Consider the following 18,749-nt stretch of genomic DNA (forward strand, 5'->3'; position numbering starts at 1 on the left):
TTGTAAAATTTATCTTTCCTGTATTTGATATTTATATATTTTTATAGGAAGATTATTTAAACAATTCGTTGATTAAAGCAATGAGTGGATGCTTGGAGGCAATATGAGACAGAATTTTACCGTCGCGGGGCCGTTTGGTGAATTGAGCGGCGTAATCAATTTGTGTGAAGTGGAGACAAAACGGCGTAACGTTTTGGTGATGGCACATGGTTTCCGCGGATCTATGGAAGGCGGCGGACGGGCTGCGCAACTGGCGGATGAAATCGGAGAATCCATTTGCTCTGTGGTTCGTTTCAATTTCAGCTGGTGCACCATGCTGACCAATCAGATTGCGGAGCTGAAAGCGGTTTTGGATTTTGTCCGTAAAACGCTGCAGCCGGAAAAGTTGTTTCTGTTAGGGCGCAGTTTCGGCGGGGCAACCTGTATTGTTACAGCGTGTGAGGGAGACTGCTGTACTGATGCTGCTGCAGGAAACTGCTGCAAAATCAGTCATTCAAATACTGCGCCGGAATGGTACAAGCGTAACACATACTGTCCTGACGGTATGGTGTTGTGGTCTGCGCCTAACAGTTTGCAGAAAACGTTCATACAGGTGCTGGGGTCGGAAGCATTTCAGTCTGCCTTGCAGGGTAAAACGGTTGTACTGGACGACGAACGCGGCCATGATGAAATTCCGGCAACGTTTGTTACGGACTTGCTACAGTATGATGTGGCGGCCTTGTTACAACGATGGCAAACCGGTCCGCTGTTGATCATTCATGGGACAAAGGACTGTATCGTAACGCCGGAGCAGGCAAAGATGGATTTTGAAATTGCAGGCGGAAATAAGCAGCTTCATTACATGGAAGGGGACAATCATCATCTAGACCTGCGTTTTAAAGAAGCGGGCGATCTGATAAAAGAATGGTTGAAAGAAAATGGCTAAAAGAATATAAATAAACCTTAAAATGTTTATTGACGCAAAAACGAAGTCGAAGTGACGTCATAAATATTTGGGCGTGGAAAGCGTTTTTATCGGGCGAATTTTCAAGGATAACGTATTATGGAGAGTATTCAGAATAACATGTTACCACAGCACTTACAGATGAATGAAACGGAAAGAAAACTTCTGGCGGAAGAAGAAAAGAAATATGGCACAAAGCTGATGGAAATGCCAAAGGATCAGAAATATGGCATGTGTTTTGCCTGCGGAGAAGAGAATCCTGTGGGACTGCACCTGCACTTTTTCTGGATTCCCAACGGCGTGATGGCTTTCTTTACTCCGAAGCCGGAACACCAAAGTTACAATGGACGGATGCACGGCGGGCTGATCACCGTACTGCTGGATGAGATTATGGGAAACTATCTGTTTAAAAAAGAGGGCGTGCCTGCTTACACGGCCCGTATTGATTTACGGTTTCGCACACCGGTACAGATTGGTACCACCATTCGCTGTGAAGGGCATGAGGTTAAACGGAAAGGACGTCTGGTAGTGATGGAAGGTGTTATCATCAACCCGGACGGAACCGTGGCGGCGGAAGCAACCAGTACCCTGATGCTGGAAAAATAAGCAGAAAAGGATCGGGAATGACCGCGTTTCCTGTTTTTGTTTAAGCTTTGCCGCAATGAAAACAAAAGAACAGTTTATAATAAAAATATATAGAAATAACAGCAAAAGGATTATTGATTATGGCTACACTCTCACTAAAAGATAAAATTATGGCATTCATGCAACGGGAAAGTTACGCTCCCATGACGGCGGAGGAGATGATCTTCGCCATTCCCGTCAAGGAAGAACCCATGCACGAATTCTGGGATGCCATCATGGAACTGGAAAAAGATGGTTACGTGGTGAAAACCCGTTTTGAGACCTACGGACTGCCGGAAAAGATGGGGCTGGTGGCCGGACGGTTCCAGTTAAGCAGCAAAGGATTCGGTTTCCTCATTCCCGACAACAAGGGAACGAAACCGGACGTATTCATTCCGCCCCGTAAGCTCCACGGCGCCATGAACAATGACCGGGTCATGGCCCGTATCGACAGCCATGCGCCGGGACGGCGCCCCGAAGGAGAGATCATCCGTATTATCCAGCGGGCCAACACCAGGGTAGTGGGTGTATTCAAACGTACCATGGATTTTGCCTTTGTGATTCCTGACGACAAACGGATCGGCAGCGACATTTATATTTTACGCAGGAATTTTGGCGGCGCGGCAAATAATCAGAAAGTGGTTGTGGAAATTACGGACTGGCCCAAGGAAGAACATAATGCGGAACGTCGCAGCGCGGAAGGCCGTGTGGTGGAAGTGCTGGGCTACGTAGGTGACCCGGGACTGGAAATATTGTCTATCATCAAGCAGTATGATCTGCCTTTGGATTTTCCGGAAAATGTGAAACGGGCGGCGGCCCGGATTCCGGAAGAAATTCGGGAAAAGGACTGGCAGGGCAGGGAGGACCGGAGGGACTATCCTGTCGTGACAGTAGACAGCGAAGATGCCAGGGATTTGGATGACGCGGTGTATGTGCGGCGTCTGGATAACGGGCGTTACCTGCTGGGGGTTTACATTGCCGACGTCAGTTATTATGTGAAGGCGAAAACGTTGCTGGATCAGGAAGCACAGGAGCGGGGCACCAGCGTATATCTGGTGGACCGGGTACTGCCCATGCTGCCCCAACGGTTAAGCAACGGCATCTGCAGCCTGAACGAAAAGGAAGACCGCCTTGTTATGAGCTGTGAAATGGAAATCGAAGCGGAGACGGGCCGGATTACAAAATACAGGATATTCCCGGCGGTGATTCATTCCCATCACCGGCTCAGCTATAATCTGGTGCGTGCCATTCTGGAAGAGGGGGACAAAAAGGCCAGAGAAGATTATGCGGACATCGTTCCCATGCTGGAAGAGATGCGGGAACTCTGCCGCGTTTTGCAGAAAAAGAGAGCCCGGCGCGGCGCCATTGAGTTTGACCTGCCGGAGCAGAAAGTCATATTGGATGAAGCCGGTAAGCCGTTAGAAATCAAACAGCGTATTCACGGACTGCCGGAATCTATCATTGAAGAGTTTATGCTGGCGGCCAACGAAACGGTGGCGCGGCATCTTTCCATGCTCCAGTGGCCCTGCGTGTACCGGGTCCATGAATCTCCGGCGGAAGACAAGATGGAAGGACTGGCCAAACTGCTGCAAAGCTTCAATGTGAAACTGCGCATTCCCAAAAACGGGGAAGTGCGTCCCAAAGATGTGCAGGCAGCGTTGGCGGAAATGAAAGAGCGGCCTGAAGAACGGCTGGTGAACACGGTAGCCCTGCGCTGTATGCGGCAGGCCGTGTACCAGACGGAAAACATCGGACACTTCGGGCTAGCCGCGGAATACTATTGCCACTTTACGTCGCCCATCCGCCGTTATCCGGATTTGCTGGTTCACCGTATTTTGCACGCCTGGCTGAAGGATCCGGACCTGACGCAGCATTTGTCTGCGCTTTCGGAAGACAGTCTGGAAAGTATGGCGGAGCATTCTTCCGTACAGGAACGCAACGCAGCGGAAGCGGAACGGGAAACGGTAGATTTAAAGAAAGCCGAATACATGCTGGAACATATTGGGGAAACCTATGAAGGCGTGATCTCCGGCGTGACCTCCTTCGGTATGTTTGTGGAACTGGCCAATGGAGTGGAAGGGCTCGTCCACATGTCCAGCCTCACGGATGATTATTACGAATTCATTGAAGACCGTTACTGCCTGGCGGGAACTCACACCAGCAACACCTACCGGCTGGGTGACACGGTGCAAATCGAAGTGCTGCAGGTGAACATGGAAGACCGCAGTATTGATTTCATTATGGCCGGGGAAAATGATGCCATGCGGGATTATATTAAGACACAGCTTGGCAGCACCGGGGACCATGGCAGACCGGACCGCAGGGGCAACGCCCGGCGCGGTGGCAGCAGAATGAAAAAGTCCGGAGGCATTGCAGGGCAGAGGGCAGAAGGTTCGGGTAAAACATATAAATCCGGCCACAGCAGCGTGGCTGTTTTACTGGAAGAAATCCGTCAGGACGCGGCCCAGGCTACCGGCGGCGGACACAGGAAAAACAAACGGCGTCACGGCAGCCACGAGCAAGTCAACGGTGTGACACGTCCTTATGCCAAGCGAGGCAAGGGCGGCATCGGTGGTAATAAATACGCGGGCATGAATAATAAGAAAAAACGGAGACGGAGATAAAGGAACTTTTGCTTCTTTAGCGAATAACATAAAGAAGCAAATTTTTACAGGAGTTACTATGACGGAAACAAAAATCAAAATCATTACGGAAAACCGGAAAGCCCGCCACGATTACAACATCGTGGAAGCGATGGAAGCCGGCATGGAGCTGGTGGGCACTGAGGTGAAATCGCTGCGGGCAGGCAAGGTCAACTTAAAAGACAGCTTTGTACGGATTACCAAAAAAGGGGAACTGGTTGTAATGAACATGCACATCAGTCCTTACGATTTTGGCAATTATAATAACCACGATCCGTTACGCACCCGGCGTCTGCTGATGCATCGCAGGGAAATCGACAGACTGTTGGGTAAAGTGAAGGAAAAAGGATATTCCCTCATTCCCCTGAAGCTGTATTTCAAGCACGGCTTCGTGAAAATGGAACTGGCGCTTTGTACCGGCAAGAAGATTTACGACAAACGCCGCGATATGGCAGACCGGGACGCGAAGCGTGAGATGCAGCGGGTGATTAAGGAGCGGAATAAGTTTTAATCAGCACCTCCTTAACATCGTTGTTTGCAAAGTTGCAAAGAGAAGACCCGGGCAAGGTATCGAGTGCGGTTTAGCGGGGTCTTCCCTTTGGGCATAAGAATACATATATTCAATTAACACGTGAGGAACAAGTGAGACCAGGACCAAGTGAAGTAGAAGAACATCAAATCGGTGAAATTGAATATCTGCTGCAGTATAAACGGATCCGGCGTATGTATCTGCGGTTAAAACCGCAGGAGTCGAAAGTGTTTGTAACGGCACCCTATCGTACGCCCCTGTCTGAAGTGGAACAGTTTGTTTCCCGGAACCAGGAGTGGATCCGGCGGCAGCAGCAAAAGCAGGAGCAGATGATACCGAAGCCGGTTCGTCAATATGTGACCGGGGAAGAAGTGTATGTCTGGGGAAAAGCCTATGAACTGCTGGTGCTGACAGATCCGGAAATGGTGCGCCAGCTGTGTGGGGAAGAAGCGGCGGATGCCTTGCTGAAGCATCACATGGCTTCCGTGAAACTGGAAAACGCGAAGCTCCTGCTGGCCTGTCCTTCCGGCTTTGATGAAGCAAAGCGGGAACAATGCATTGATCTGTGGCTGAAACGCCAGATGGAAGCGTTCCTGCCGGCGATCTTTCAGGGCTGCCGTTCCCTGGTGGGCAAACAGGAATCCAGCTGGTATGTGCGCAAGATGAAAACTCGCTGGGGGACCTGCAATATCAGGACGGGGCGCATCTGCATCAATTTGAATCTCGGTCATCTGCCTCCGGAATATCTGAGCTATATCGTGATCCATGAGCTGACCCATCTGTGGGAAAAGGGACACGGCGAACAGTTCAAGGCGCGGATGGATCAGTATTATCCCCAGTGGCGGGAGCGGCGGCAGGATATTATCAAACTGGCCTATATGTTGTAAGGAAACGCGAAAGAAGCCTCGTTTTCTTATTCTCTGCTCCAAAAGTATTGCGGCAGAAAACAGAGGCCGGTTTGAAATAATCCGAACTATGCATTTTCCAACGTCAGGTTCTATGATATAATATATATAACAGGTTTGTTAACGCATATCTGTGAAGGACGGACTGGCAGATTCATTTTTCGGCAAACATGCTGGGGGGATGAATCGGAGCAGTTCCTTAAACGTGTGCAGATTGTTGTTTTTTTGGTAGTTTTTACGGATGATTATGCGGAAAGGGGTATGCAAATGAAAAAGTATGTATGCAACGTATGCGGTTATGTGTATGATCCGGCGGAAGGCGATCCGGATAACGGCGTAGCGGCAGGCACTGCCTGGGAAGATGTTCCGGAGGAATGGGTGTGCCCGTTATGTTCTGCCCCGAAAGAGGATTTCTCGGAAGAATAACGATTATATAATTTCGCAGAGCAGAGGTGACGTGTAACATGAAATTGAAAAAAATTCTGTTAGGCGCATTGCTTTTGACGTTTCTGTGTTCCTGTGTGTCCGGAAAGGCGGTTCACGCGATGGAAAGCAAAAAAGTAGTTCTTAACACGCTGCCGAAGTCGGCGGCGGAGATCAAACCCGCAAGCTCACCGCAGCAGACTGCTGCCTATGCCATTGCGTCGCTGGTACGGTATACGGAAGATGCGGAAGCCGGCATTGCTATGCTGGACGTGTTGCGGGGGCCGCGTCCCCTGAACAATTTCAATAAACAGTTCCTTCGGGACCAGCTGCGGGGCAAGGAGTATACGGCAAGGTCTTATTTTGACGGGGCTAATCCTGATAATAATTACACGCCGTCCACGCCGTATACGCTGACTGTTTCCGAAAATCCCTATTCTTACCAGAATGAAGGCTATGCCCGTCTGCTGCTGAAGAGCGGCGGAGCAGACAACCCACGTTTTATTACGCTTCGGTTGAAACCCTCAACGGGTGAGTGGTATCTGTGGGAGTATGAAGGACTGCTGGCGGGGATCCGGATTCCGGCAAAAGACGATCCGTGGAAATAAAAAAGTTATAAGGCTTTGGGAGATTCCAAAGAATGAAACAACCAGGGTTGTAGCACATGGCTGCAACCCTGTTTCCTTAAAGAAAGTCAAAAAAGTTTCGCATTTATTTCCATGCAATTACAATTGCATTGTGATATAATCAAAGAATAATAACATCCGGACAGTGTTTGCTTGATGTTTTAACGGTGAAGCTGAATGATTGAAGGAGGATTGTGCAATGAAAAAATTATTGTTGATGTTGTGTGTGTGTTTGTCTTTGTGTGTCTCGGCTTTTGCGGCTGAAGAGACAAAATCGGAAGTTACGCCGGATTATCAGGCCGTGCTGGGCGGCGGCCATGCTGTCGTGGGAATGACAGACCAGACGGTGATGGCGGCAGTGGCCAATTTGAAGATTTATCCGAAAACAAAAGGAATTATCCTGCCTGCCGGGTTAAAGAACTATTTTGTGATCCGTACCGGCAAAGAGCAGGCGTTCCTGATTATTCCTCATTATAATAAGACCCGTATGACGGTTAAAAAGGCTGCAGACGGCAAAAAGGAAGGTTCCTTAAAGGGTGAGATGGAAGGACGCTCCCTGGTTCTGTTCTGCAATAAAGGGGATGCGGCAATTGATATGCTGGTCCGCAGCAGCTATGGTATCCAGCTGGTAAACTTTACGCCGGAAGCAGAAGAACTGCAGGAAAACGGACGGCCCGGTCCCATGATCCTGTCAGAGCGGCAGCAGCGTTTTTTGAAAGACGTTACGGCTCAAATCCGTCATGACGGGGAAATGATTTCGGTTGAATGAGTAAAACGAGGTGAAGGAGAAAAATGCCGACGGTTGCAGAGCAAAATTTAACCCTGTTGACAGACTTTTACGAGCTGACAATGGGGAACGGGTATTTTCTAAACGGGTTTTATAAAAAGCAGAGCTATTTTGATGTGTTTTACCGCAGCGTTCCCGATAATGGCGGCTTTGCCATCGCCTGCGGCCTGACGGATATCATTGAATATGTAAAGAACCTTCATTTCAGTGAAGCGGATATCGAGTTCTTACGCGGCAAGGGCATCTTTGATGAAAAGTTCCTGAAATACCTGCGTAAGTTTAAATTTACCGGAGATATCTATGCAGTGCCGGAAGGTACGCCGGTGTTTCCCTATGAACCGATCATTACGGTGAAGGCGCCGGCGGCGGAAGCGCAGCTGATGGAAACCTTTATCCTGTTGTGCATCAACCACCAGTCCTGTATCGCCACGAAAGCAAACCGTATCGTACGTGCAGCGGGCGGGCGGCCTGTGATGGAATTCGGATCCCGCCGGGCCCAGGGCGTTTCCGGCGCGGTGATTGGGGCGAGGGCTGCTTACATCGGCGGCTGCGTGGCTACGGCCTGTACCCTGACGGATGAACTGTACGGCGTTCCGGCAGCAGGCACCATGGCCCATTCCTGGGTACAGATGTTCGATACGGAATATGAAGCTTTTAAGTTCTATGCAGAAACCTATCCTAACAATGCAGTGCTGCTGGTGGATACCTACAACACATTAAAGAGCGGCATTCCCAATGCAATAAAAGTATTCAAGGAATATCTGGCAACAGGCAAAAGGTTTGGAAATTTCGGCATCCGTCTGGATTCCGGCGACCTGGCTTACTTAACAAAAAAAGCCCGTGTCATGTTGGATGAAGCGGGACTGACCGATGCAAAAATCGTGGTTTCCAATTCCCTGGACGAATACCTGATCCGGGATCTGTTGCAGCAGGGGGCGAAAATTGATTCTTTCGGTGTAGGCGAGCGGCTCATCACCAGCAAGAGCAGCCCTGTTTTCGGCGGCGTGTACAAACTGGTAGCGGTGGAAAAGGAAGACGGAACCATTGTTCCCAAAATCAAAATTTCCGAGAACACAGCCAAGATCACCAACCCCGGTTTTAAAAAGGTGTACCGTTTCTACGACAAGAAAACGGGAAAAGCCATTGCGGATGAAATTTGCATGCGCGACGAGATGGTCTCCGAAGCGTTGCCCCATACTATCTTTGATCCGGAAGCAACCTGGAAGCAGCGGACGCTGACAGATTTCCGAATCAGAGAACTGCAGGTGCCTATTTTCAAAAAAGGCAAGCTGGTGTACAAGCAGCCCGGTCTGAAGGAGCTGCAGGAATACTGCGCCAGGGAAGTGGCCGGCCTGTGGGATGAAGTGAAACGGTTTGAAAATCCCCACAAGTACAACGTGGATTTGTCCAAAAAGCTGTGGACGCTGAAGCACGATATGCTGGCCGCGTCTGGGAAGAAAGGGATTTGACAATAAAAAAATTACAAGTGCACAGGGTTTAGCAAAACCGTACGTGTTTGCTATTCCATGACTTATGTGCCTGTGGCTTCGAAACTCGGGCTTTGCCCTCAAACAGTCTCGCCACCGCGGCACATTTCGTCTCATGGAATGACGCAAACACTCCCGACGTTTTGCTCAATCCCTGTGCACTTGCTTTTTTGTATGTAATTTTGATTACCTTGTTATAGCTCCGTCGTCTGCAGCAGGGCAGGAACGTTAGCTTACAGCATCTTCAGCAACAGCTCTGTCGTCTGTGGCTGGGCAGGAACGTTGGCTTACAGCATCTTCAGCAACAGCTCCGTTGTCTGCGGCAGGGCAGGAACGTTGGCTTCTTCCAGTTTGCCATTGTCTACCGCCTCTGCCAAAAGGGGATCCACCGGCAGTTTATCCTGACACACGACGCCATGTGCCGCCGCAGTTTCAGCCAGTCTGCTTTTGCCGAAGAGGGGATGTTCTTTGCCGCAGTCCGGGCATTTGAAATAGCTGAAGTTTTCCACGATAGACAGCACGGGAACGTCCATCATCTTTGCCATGTTGCAGGCTTTTTCCACAATCATGCCTACCAGTTCCTGGGGGGATGCGACGACAATGATGCCGTCTACCGGCATGGTCTGGAAAACGGTGAGGGGAACGTCTCCGGTTCCCGGAGGCATGTCAACCAGCAGAAAATCCACGTCGCCGTAAATCACATCGGTCCAGAACTGCTGGATAGCTCCGGCGATAATGGGGCCCCGCCATACCACGGGGTCGGTTTCATTCTGCAGCAACAGGTTGATGGACATGACCTTGATACCCATGCGGGTCTCCATGGGGAACACACCCCGGTCTGTCATAAGAGCCTGCCCGTGAAGGCCGAAGGTTTTGGGGATGGACGGTCCCGTTACGTCTGCGTCCAGAATCGCTACCTGTTTGCCCGCGCGCCGCAGCGCCATGGCCAGCAGGGAAGTGACCATGGATTTGCCTACGCCGCCTTTGCCGCTGACAACGCCTATGACTTTTTTAATATGACTTTCTTTATGGGCCGGCTTTTTGAAAGAGGCCGGATCCTGCCGTTCACCACAGCTGGCGCTGCAGCTTCCGCAATCGTGATTACAATCTGCCATTTGAAAATCCTCTCCTGAATCGTATTATAGTTTGTAAATTTTGTTACCGCATTGACGCAGCATGGTACGAGCCGCAGCATGTTGTTATCGCGTTACAGCAACACGCCGTGAGCCGCGTCAATCCAGCTTCATTATAACTGAAACTTACGGCAGAAGCAAGATTACAGGAAAGAAATAAGGAGACTCATTTAATCAGCGTCTCCTTACGACTCATCTTTTTGGATCATGTAACGCAGCTCGCGCTGATTTTGCGCTCCCGTTTTCTGCAAAATGTTGGAGATGTGATACTTGGCCGTGGGGAGGGTGATGTACAAGTTTGAAGCGATTTCGGCAATCTTGTGCTTCTGCAGGATTTCCCACAGCACTTCCGTCTCCCGGTTGGTGAGGCGATACCGCAATTGATATTTGCGCAACCGGTCGCCATGCAGAGGACCGGAGTCGTCAGGCTGTGAGCCGTCCGGTTTCGCTTCCTCTTTCTCAGCCGCGGTTTCCTCTTCCTGATTTTCAGAATTGTCAGCAGACGCAGCGGATATTATTTTAACCGCTGTTGCATCTTCCGCAATTTCTGTCGTGAAAAGTTCAGATGTTTCTGTTTCGTCAGCAACCATTTCCAACTGGTTGTTATCAAAAAAATCCGCAGACACAGCAGTTATAGTTTCTGTAGCTGTTGTGTCTTTTTTATTTTCTGATTCAACGGTTTCGACAAAATGATCTGCAGAAGCCTGTGCTGAAATTTCTGCGTTTGCCAAGGTCTTTGTGTTTTTTGCGGCGTTCAACCCGGCATTGGCAAAAGAAGCAGTTTCCGCTTTTACACGGGCGTCCGCCTCTGATTCTACAGAATGCTTCCAGGCCTCCGCGTACAGCAGGAACAATCTGTACAATAACACGACGGCCAGTATGAGCAGTCCCATGTACACCAGGGACATCACCCCGTGGGAAACCTTGTGCTCCAGCAGCATTTCCCCTGCCAGGGCACCCAGCACATGGAAGGGGCGCTCAATGGCGCGGCCCATGCCCGCCCACAGTTCTGGACGGGTGGAGCGTAGCGCCACGTTAAAGAACATCCAGATGATGAACAGAATAATGAAAGGCGAGAAGAACGCATCGGCAAAAATGGTGAACCACAGGGGCGCGCCTTCCAGTACAAAGGTGTAGGCCGCGAATACCGCCACCTTGGCAAGGAGAGCCGCCACAGGCAGCCACACCGGGTAATGATCCGCCAGCCAGCCTGCTGCCAGATAACCGGCGGCCAGAAACAAGCGGGAAATGGCATGCCAGTTGCGGTAATATTCTTCGTATTCCACAAAATCCAGGGTGGAAGAAAGGCCGATGAGCAATGACAGCAGGATCCCGATGCCGCAAAAAAGAGGCAGATGGTCCGAGACCTGCGTTTGGGGAACCACCGGTTGCGCTGTTTCTTCTGTCGGAACGGGCCGGATCAGGATAGCAATCAGTGCCAGGGCTACTAGCAGTAAAGGCCAGGGGAAAAACAGCGGCTCGCCGGTTGCGCGTTCCACCAGCCGCTGCACTAAAAACAAAAGCCCGTTGGTGATGGCGATGTACAGGCCGATGGCGATCCCCTGACGCCGGGGCACTGTATGCCGGGCCAGGATGTAGAACAGACAACCGTCCAGATACCCGCAGGCCAGGGGGAACAAAAGACCCCCAATATATAGGAAGAAAGTTACTGTTTTTCCGGCAAGTCCTGCCGCCAGCGCCAATACGGACAGCCCGTTGACAGCCAGAGAAATATGCAGCAGACGCGTTACATCCCGTTCCGGTTCGCGATGGAACGTGTAAGCAAAGAGCAACACCCCAAAAAGCGAAACAAACATGAACCACAGGTTCAGCTGCATGAGGCTGAAGGGAAGACGGATCGCGGAGAGGGGGGAGGCCACGGTGAGGAACGCCTGGTACACGATAACCATGCTGAAAAACGACAGCGCGTTAGCCGCGATGAGGCGTTTGTCCATGTCGTTCCCTCCCTTCTTTCCGTAAAATTACAAAACTGCTGGCCGATTCGCTGGCTGATTCATCTGCATACAGCAAAAAAGCATTAGCCAAAATGCATTGAACCAAATCCGTTCTTTTTGTTTTTTCGTTTTTTTCAAAAAAATAAGAAACAACAAAGCATGTTGCAGTTTCTATTAAAATTTTATCAAATTCTTTGCAAAGAAAAAAGGGATGAAACGAAAAAAGTATAGGTGATTTAAATCTTGCTGATTTAAATTTCGACAAAAGTATAGGAAAGACTATACTCTCAAAAAAGCGAAAGGCGGTTGTTGGATCCCTTGGCAGGATCTAAAATAAAATCAGGGGATTTATGCGCCCATTTAATTAAGAAAAAACAATGCAAAAACGGGCACAAAAAATACCTGCCGCGTGGCAGGCATTTTGGGGAAGTATTTAACTTACTTCCTCCGTTGCGCAAAGATAGTTTCAGCTACTTGATATCTGCCAGCTTCAATATCGTCATAGCCTTTCTGTAATTTTTCCCGAAACTGTTCGGCAGACATCCTTTCAGCATCCATTTCAGCAGGAGCTTGAGGTTGTTCAGGAACAGTTGCACTGTTTGCAATAAACTGTTCCAGACTTTCGTTAATATATTGGTTAAGTGACTTTCCTTCTTTTAAAGCGTTATAGGCCAACTGGCGATGCAGTTCTGGTTGCACCCGGATATTGAAATTTCCTTTGAACTCGCGTTCCGGTTCTTCACCTAATTCCTGACACAGTTGCAGATAATTATCAATACATTGCCGGAACATTTCCTTTAACTCCTGAACGTTGCTCCCATGGAAGTTAAGCGAGTCATTCAATCCAAACACTTCACCTACGAAAATATCATCTCTTGCATCAAAGTAAATTTTTGCATGATAACCTTTGTATTCAAGCATTGATTCTGGCATGATATTATCCTCCTTGGCGTTTTGCCATTCACATGATTAATCTAACTGTCCAATACTTTTTAGAAACTCTATGACTTTTTCGATTTGGTAGCTGTACAGGTTGTTGCCAGAATGAGGTTCATCAAAGATCAGTTTTTTTGTGGTATGCGCATTTATTCTGTAGATATATTTGATGGAAGAACCTCTGCCACCTGCCATTTTTATACAGCTACACTTGCTCATCAAGGAATCCAGCTGTTGCTTGGTGAAGTCCTTGGGCATTGGTTTTGCTAAAAGTTTGGCTAATAGCTTTTCTTTGCCTGACAAAATGTAACCACCGCCTTTTCGGTTTTTGGCGAACTGTTTGCAACTACTTTTTAGTAACAAAATTATAGCACGTAGTTGCCTGAAAGGCAAGCATAATAAAGGGATTTAATTTTTGCGTTTCAAATTTGCAGCGAAGGTCTGCAATAAAAAATATAAAAACAAAAATTAAAATAATAATTTAGGGAAGCGCCGGCCGGATCAGTTTGTGTTTAGACAAACGAATCGGCAATTCCTGAAGGAGGAGACCAGTATGAATAAAATTTACAAAGTTGTGTGGAGCAAAGTGAAACATTGTTACGTGGTGACCAGTGAATTGGCAAAACGGCAGACGAAGGGATGCGGCGCCCGCAGCTTACGAATGGCCACGGTGTCCCTGGGTGTGGCGGCTTCCCTGTTGTGCAGCGGGGCAGTGTTCCCAATTTTTGGCGAGTCCGTGGCGGAAGCGGGGAGCGTCGGCGTTGTGAACAAGCTTATCATGGGTGACGGTCTTGAATGGAATGGCAGCACAACAGCCGTAACAATAACAGCTGATACTATTGATACTATTAATAATAATATAAATGCAGATCCTAGGAAGCATGCTTATGGTAATATTACCTACACTTACGGCAGTGAAAAATTTAACGCTATTGCAGAAAGAGACGTTGTATCTTTCAAAGTTGTAGATGGACAACTAATAGAATGTCATGATGCTCCCATTACGGTTATCCAACAATACCCGTCTGCCATGGACGGTTACGATACCAACAAAGATGTTTCCGGCTACAGCATTACGATCAATAATACAAGTGATAAATTACTTTATGCCGTGTATGGCGGCTATTCCAAAGAAGGCAACGTCAGCGGTAACAGTGCTACCATAACGAATGGTACGATAACAGATAGTGTGTATGGTGGTTATACCAATGGAGGAAAAGTAAGCAACAACACCGTGAATCTGAACGGCGGCACGGTGCATAAGGTCTATGGCGGTTATACAACAGGTGGTGCAGCAGAAACCAATCATGTTGTAATGAACGGAGGAGTTGTCGGAATCACAACAACTGGCGGCAAAACCGTATTTTCCGGCGGTCAATTATATGGCGCTTATAGTTATAACTCTTCTGGTAACTCTGGTAATGTGACAGGCAATACGGTGACAATCGACAAAGGCACCGTAATGGCAGATATTTATGGCGGGAATACTGAGGCTAAGAACAATAAATCTGGCGATGCGATAAAAAATATTGTTACCATAAATGGCGGTACGCTGGCTGGCGATATTTATGGCGGTTATAGCCGTGGTGATGGCAATCCATCCGGAAAAGTGGATGGAAACGAGGTGAAAATTGCTGGAGGTGTTCTGAATAAAGCCAAAGTTGAAATTAATGGCAGCAATGTGGAAACACAAGGTGTTCGGTTTATATATGGCGGTTACACCTATGGCAACAATGGTCCAAGCGAATCCACCATTGCATATAAGAACGCGGTAACTATCAGTGGTGGTACATTCAACAATAACACTGAAGTGACAGGCGGGTACAGCAATTTATTTAATGCGGAACTCAATACGGTAAATATTACGAAAGATTTTACCAGCACTGTAGGGGACGTGACTGGTGGTATAAGTGTTTACGACACTGCTAAGGAGAATACCGTAACGATTGCCGGCGGTATAGTAAGTAATGTATATGGAGGTTCAGGCACCGTAGCAGAAAAAAATTCAGTGAATATTACCGGCGGCACGGTGAACGGCACTATTTACGGCGGTTCCAGTAATTCCGGCGCTGTAACCAATAACAAGGTTACCGTTACCGGTGGAGCGATTAATGATATCATTTGGGGTGGCGACAGTAATGGTGGCGATGCAAAATATAATGCGGTGACAATCAGTGGCGATGCAAAGATTGTAGTGGAAGGTATTATGGGGGGAAGGAGTTGGAATTCTGAAGCTACAGGTAATACTGTTACTATCAGTGGAGGCAGCTTTGAGCCTGAGAGCCAAGATCCTCCTTTTAATACTATATCAATAACGGCAGGCGTTTCGAATGCAAATAAGCTTACTGCAAAAGATAATGTAGTAAATATTACCGGTGAGGTGACAGGACTGGATACTGCTGAAATAAGCGGCTATAACTATAATGTTACTACTCATTCCGGCAACGAACTACATGTAGGCGGAACAAAAACATATGACAGCAATGGAACCGCAACGGTGAGCAGCAGCGCTGCCTGGCAGGGTAAGAGCAGCGACGGCACTGTGAATAACAAACTGAAAGTGGTTTCCAACTTTGAAAGTATCGTCCTTCACAATGTAAAGTGGAGTACAACGCTTCCTGTCCTGGAAGCGACTAAGATAACAAACATTGGCACGCTGGACATTACAAATATGCAGTTTGATCAGACTCCGTCGAACGGCGAGAGCATGGCACTGCTGAAAGCTGGTAATGATCTGGGAGCCAGCGGCGCTGGCATCGGCCTTGCCTACAAAGACGGCAGCACGGAGAAGACGGCTACTTCGGCAGAACTGGCAACGGGTGTTACCTTTGACAGCGGTGCGTTAACTGACACTGCGGTCAACGGTGTTTCCGTAACAGGTACACAGAGCAAGAAGGTTTCGTTGGAAAACAGTAACTATGAGATCCGCTATGCGTTCAGCAGCACGATTTCAGGAATTACCATCGCGACGGATACTTTTACCTCCGGCGGTACGGCGCGTGCCTTCGGCAGCGGGGATAACCTGACTGGCGCGACGATCACCAATAAGTTAGCGTTTTCTCCTACAAGCAAAAAGAATATGGCAAGCGGAACCAGTATGGTGATTCTCGACGCAACGAAAGCGGTTGCGGTTTCAGGAGCCACGCTGCCTGCGTTTACGGCACAAACCTATAAGGAAAAATTCGACGATCCAATTTCCGGTAAGGTGCTAACACTGAGCGGTACCCACACGGATACCCTTGCGCTGAATACTGCAAAGACGCAGCTGATTTACACCGTAGGCGATAAAAATGTGGAAACGGCTGCATTTAATGGCGCGGTGGATTTCAGCACTGGCGATGCGTATTACAAAGCAGATTCCCAATACAAATTTGGCAAGACGAATGTGGACGCGCAAAAATTGACATTTAATGAAACCGCAGAAGCGTTGACCAAGGGCAGTTCCATGACGCTGCTTTCCGCTACGAACATTACAGCCGGAACCGTTACTCAGCCGGATGCTGCGACAGTTGCCATCAAGTACGGTGGCGACGCAACGAACGGCATTACGTTTAATGCTACCGCAACCGGAAGCGTTGCTGTGGAAGAAAGCGCAGTGAAATTTAAGGTGAACACTGTAGAAGCAAGTAAGATTGACCTTTCCAACTGGAATGGGACGCCTGCTGACGTTGCCACTGCTACCAGCGGCTGGACGTTGAAAGCTGGTGAGACGATTGAGACGGGAGAATTGGCAAAAGCGGACCTGTCTGGTTTGAAAGCTGATGAAACCAAGACGATTTTGACTGCCAGCGATACGGTCGTGTTTACCAATGATGCTATTACCGGTAAAAAGAAATGGAAGGAAGATGGGACTTCCATTGCAGAGACCACGCACGAGAGTGGTGTGGTTATTTCTGCCGGCGAGACAACGGCAAGCGGCGTGAAAGTAAATGAAAGTAATGCTCACCAGTTGATTTACCACCAGGGCAAGAACAATGTGACGGCCATTACACTGGGTGAAGTTACGTTTAATACTGCAAAGACGGCCCGTGAGTTTGGCAATGCATATGATTTGACGACGGCGGACATTAATGCAACCAACTTTACGATTAAAGATGCAGCGACCACTGCGATGAACGCCGGGGAAGAGATGATTGTTCTTGACGCTACTGACGCAATCAAGAAAGCGGATGGCACAGCCCTGAAAGGATTTACGGATGAACCGGGTTCTATTGCTGTTGATTTCACAGATGAAAAGGTAGACGGAAAAGAACTGACCTTTGAAGGAACGCACAAGGATACATTGTCCCTGAATGACAAGAAAACACAGGTTGTGTACAAGGTCGGGGAAAAAGAAGTGAACAAAGCGACCTTTACCGGCGAAGTGGCGTGGAACGACAGTGAAGCGTATTACGATGCAGCCAAAGGAACGGCAAAATACACATTCGGCGCTACGGATGTTGATGCAACGAATCTGAAAGTAACGGGTAAGACGGACAAGGCGCTGAAAAAAGGCGACGCCATGACATTAATTTCCGCAACAGGCTTAAAGGCAGGTAAGGTTACGCAGCCGACGGATGCCGGAAGCATCGACATGAATTACAGTGAAAAGGGAATTACCCTTTCCGGAAAGGTAGCCGGTGAAGTGAAGGCCGCGGACAATGCGATTAAATATGAAGTAACCGGTGTCAATGTAAATAAGGCAGACATTGGTTCCGTGGCGTGGCAGGAGCGTGCGACCTTAGTTGACTTCAGCGATAAGGCAAACAATTTTGCCGGTGTAACGACAATTGGCATGGATAAGTTTGCGATGACCTATGCTAAACCGGAAGAAGTTGCAGCAAAACAGTCCATGACGTTGCTGAAGGCGAATAATTCGCTGAAAGCGATTGTTAATGAAGAAAAAGCGAAAGTAGAAAAAGCATACAGCGTTACTCCGGTGGATGGTGTTACAGTAAATGCGAAGCTGACCAGTAACGTTGCGAACACGAATGGCAATGTAATGGTTACGGCAGTAAGCAATCAGGCAAGTGAATTGAAATTTGAAAAAGTTGAGTGGACTGGCAGCAATCCGCTAATTGATCACAGCAAAACCTTGAAGAATGTTTCCTTTGACGTCGCTACGGTAGTAGATACGTCCAACATTGATTTCTACAAAGAGATGTATATTGAAGCAGATCAGAAGACGACGCTGGTTTCTGACTTCGGCGGGGAACCGAAAGATATTATAGGTTCTAAGTACATGGTAGGAACGGCTTTTGAAGGCGAAGGCTCTGCTACCATGGAAAATGGTAACCTGGTCTTCCGCACTAAGACCAGCGCGGGTGTTTCCGAGCAGACCCACAAGGCCGTAATGGGAGTGGAAGCGACCATGGGCTTGCTGGCGAACGGTATCGGACATTTGGACAAGGTGCTGGATGGTTTTGGCAATGTATCCAACGCAGGCTCGGACGGAGCCTCTACTTCTGCAAGCATCGGCGGTGGAAAGGACCGTTACGAGACGGGAAGCCATGTGAATATCAACAGCTGGAGCGCGGCGGTAGGCGTAGGCGCCAGGAAGGAAACGAAAAAAGGCACGCTGCAGTATGGTATCTTCGGTGAATACGGAAAAGGCAATTACACGATGCACAGTGATGTGGGCCGGAGCGACGGGGACGCCCATTATGCAGGCGGCGGTCTGTTGGCCAAATGGACGAACAAGCATGATGTGTATACGGAAGCCAGCTTCCGGTTAGGCCGTGTAAGCGACAGCGCCAATGACCTGCTGCGTGACGGCGCGG

Annotated in this window: 14 protein-coding genes; 10 read left to right on the plus strand and 4 right to left on the minus strand. The window is 48.7% G+C overall.

Going from position 1 to position 18,749, the window contains the following annotated elements; genetic code table 11:
- The first annotated feature begins 103 nt into the window (after positions 1-103).
- The 9 genes from QZV31_RS11000 (at position 104) to QZV31_RS11040 (ending at position 8,948) form a co-directional block, all read left to right on the plus strand.
- On the plus strand, positions 104-925 hold the full coding sequence (locus QZV31_RS11000) for an alpha/beta hydrolase (RefSeq protein WP_295360562.1): 822 nt from the start codon (positions 104-106) through the stop codon (positions 923-925).
- Between the two features lie 138 nt (positions 926-1,063).
- The gene (locus QZV31_RS11005; RefSeq protein WP_295360564.1) at positions 1,064-1,549 is read left to right on the plus strand and encodes a PaaI family thioesterase; all 486 of its coding nucleotides are present in this window, start codon (positions 1,064-1,066) and stop codon (positions 1,547-1,549) included.
- Between the two features lie 119 nt (positions 1,550-1,668).
- Entirely contained in the window at positions 1,669-4,191 is a 2,523-nt protein-coding gene (gene rnr, locus QZV31_RS11010) for a ribonuclease R (protein ID WP_295360566.1), read from the plus strand.
- A gap of 58 nt (positions 4,192-4,249) precedes the next feature.
- A complete protein-coding gene (smpB, locus tag QZV31_RS11015) occupies positions 4,250-4,720 on the plus strand; it encodes an SsrA-binding protein SmpB (protein WP_093731078.1) in 471 nt (156 codons plus the stop codon).
- Between the two features lie 131 nt (positions 4,721-4,851).
- The gene (locus QZV31_RS11020; RefSeq protein WP_295360569.1) at positions 4,852-5,625 is read left to right on the plus strand and encodes a SprT family zinc-dependent metalloprotease; all 774 of its coding nucleotides are present in this window, start codon (positions 4,852-4,854) and stop codon (positions 5,623-5,625) included.
- A gap of 285 nt (positions 5,626-5,910) precedes the next feature.
- The gene (rd, locus tag QZV31_RS11025; protein WP_093731097.1) at positions 5,911-6,069 is read left to right on the plus strand and encodes a rubredoxin; all 159 of its coding nucleotides are present in this window, start codon (positions 5,911-5,913) and stop codon (positions 6,067-6,069) included.
- Between the two features lie 38 nt (positions 6,070-6,107).
- Entirely contained in the window at positions 6,108-6,674 is a 567-nt protein-coding gene (locus tag QZV31_RS11030) for a hypothetical protein (RefSeq protein ID WP_093731076.1), read from the plus strand.
- 217 nt (positions 6,675-6,891) lie between these two features.
- Positions 6,892-7,461 carry a hypothetical protein gene (locus QZV31_RS11035; protein ID WP_295360571.1) on the plus strand — a complete coding sequence of 190 codons (570 nt, stop codon included), beginning with the start codon at positions 6,892-6,894 and terminating at the stop codon, positions 7,459-7,461.
- 23 nt (positions 7,462-7,484) lie between these two features.
- Positions 7,485-8,948 carry a nicotinate phosphoribosyltransferase gene (locus QZV31_RS11040; RefSeq protein WP_295360573.1) on the plus strand — a complete coding sequence of 488 codons (1,464 nt, stop codon included), beginning with the start codon at positions 7,485-7,487 and terminating at the stop codon, positions 8,946-8,948.
- A gap of 305 nt (positions 8,949-9,253) precedes the next feature.
- Here QZV31_RS11040 and QZV31_RS11045 read toward each other — a convergent pair whose 3' ends face one another.
- The 4 genes from QZV31_RS11045 to QZV31_RS11060 all read right to left on the minus strand — a co-directional run bounded on the left by QZV31_RS11045 (position 9,254) and on the right by QZV31_RS11060 (position 13,293).
- Positions 9,254-10,081, minus strand: coding sequence for an Mrp/NBP35 family ATP-binding protein (locus QZV31_RS11045; protein WP_295360575.1), 828 nt, complete (start codon positions 10,079-10,081; stop codon positions 9,254-9,256).
- Positions 10,082-10,284: 203 nt separating this feature from the next.
- A complete protein-coding gene (locus tag QZV31_RS11050) occupies positions 10,285-12,054 on the minus strand; it encodes a helix-turn-helix transcriptional regulator (protein ID WP_295360577.1) in 1,770 nt (589 codons plus the stop codon).
- 438 nt (positions 12,055-12,492) lie between these two features.
- Positions 12,493-12,987 carry a type II toxin-antitoxin system HicB family antitoxin gene (locus QZV31_RS11055; RefSeq protein WP_295360579.1) on the minus strand — a complete coding sequence of 165 codons (495 nt, stop codon included), beginning with the start codon at positions 12,985-12,987 and terminating at the stop codon, positions 12,493-12,495.
- A 36-nt stretch (positions 12,988-13,023) separates the two neighbouring features.
- Entirely contained in the window at positions 13,024-13,293 is a 270-nt protein-coding gene (locus QZV31_RS11060; protein ID WP_295360581.1) for a hypothetical protein, read from the minus strand.
- A gap of 250 nt (positions 13,294-13,543) precedes the next feature.
- Between QZV31_RS11060 and QZV31_RS11065 the strand changes: the two genes are divergently transcribed.
- On the plus strand, positions 13,544-18,749 hold a 5,206-nt coding region (locus QZV31_RS11065), incomplete at its 3' end, for an ESPR domain-containing protein (protein ID WP_295360583.1).

The organism is uncultured Succiniclasticum sp. (assembly GCF_902793885.1).
Lineage (GTDB): Bacteria > Bacillota > Negativicutes > Acidaminococcales > Acidaminococcaceae > Succiniclasticum.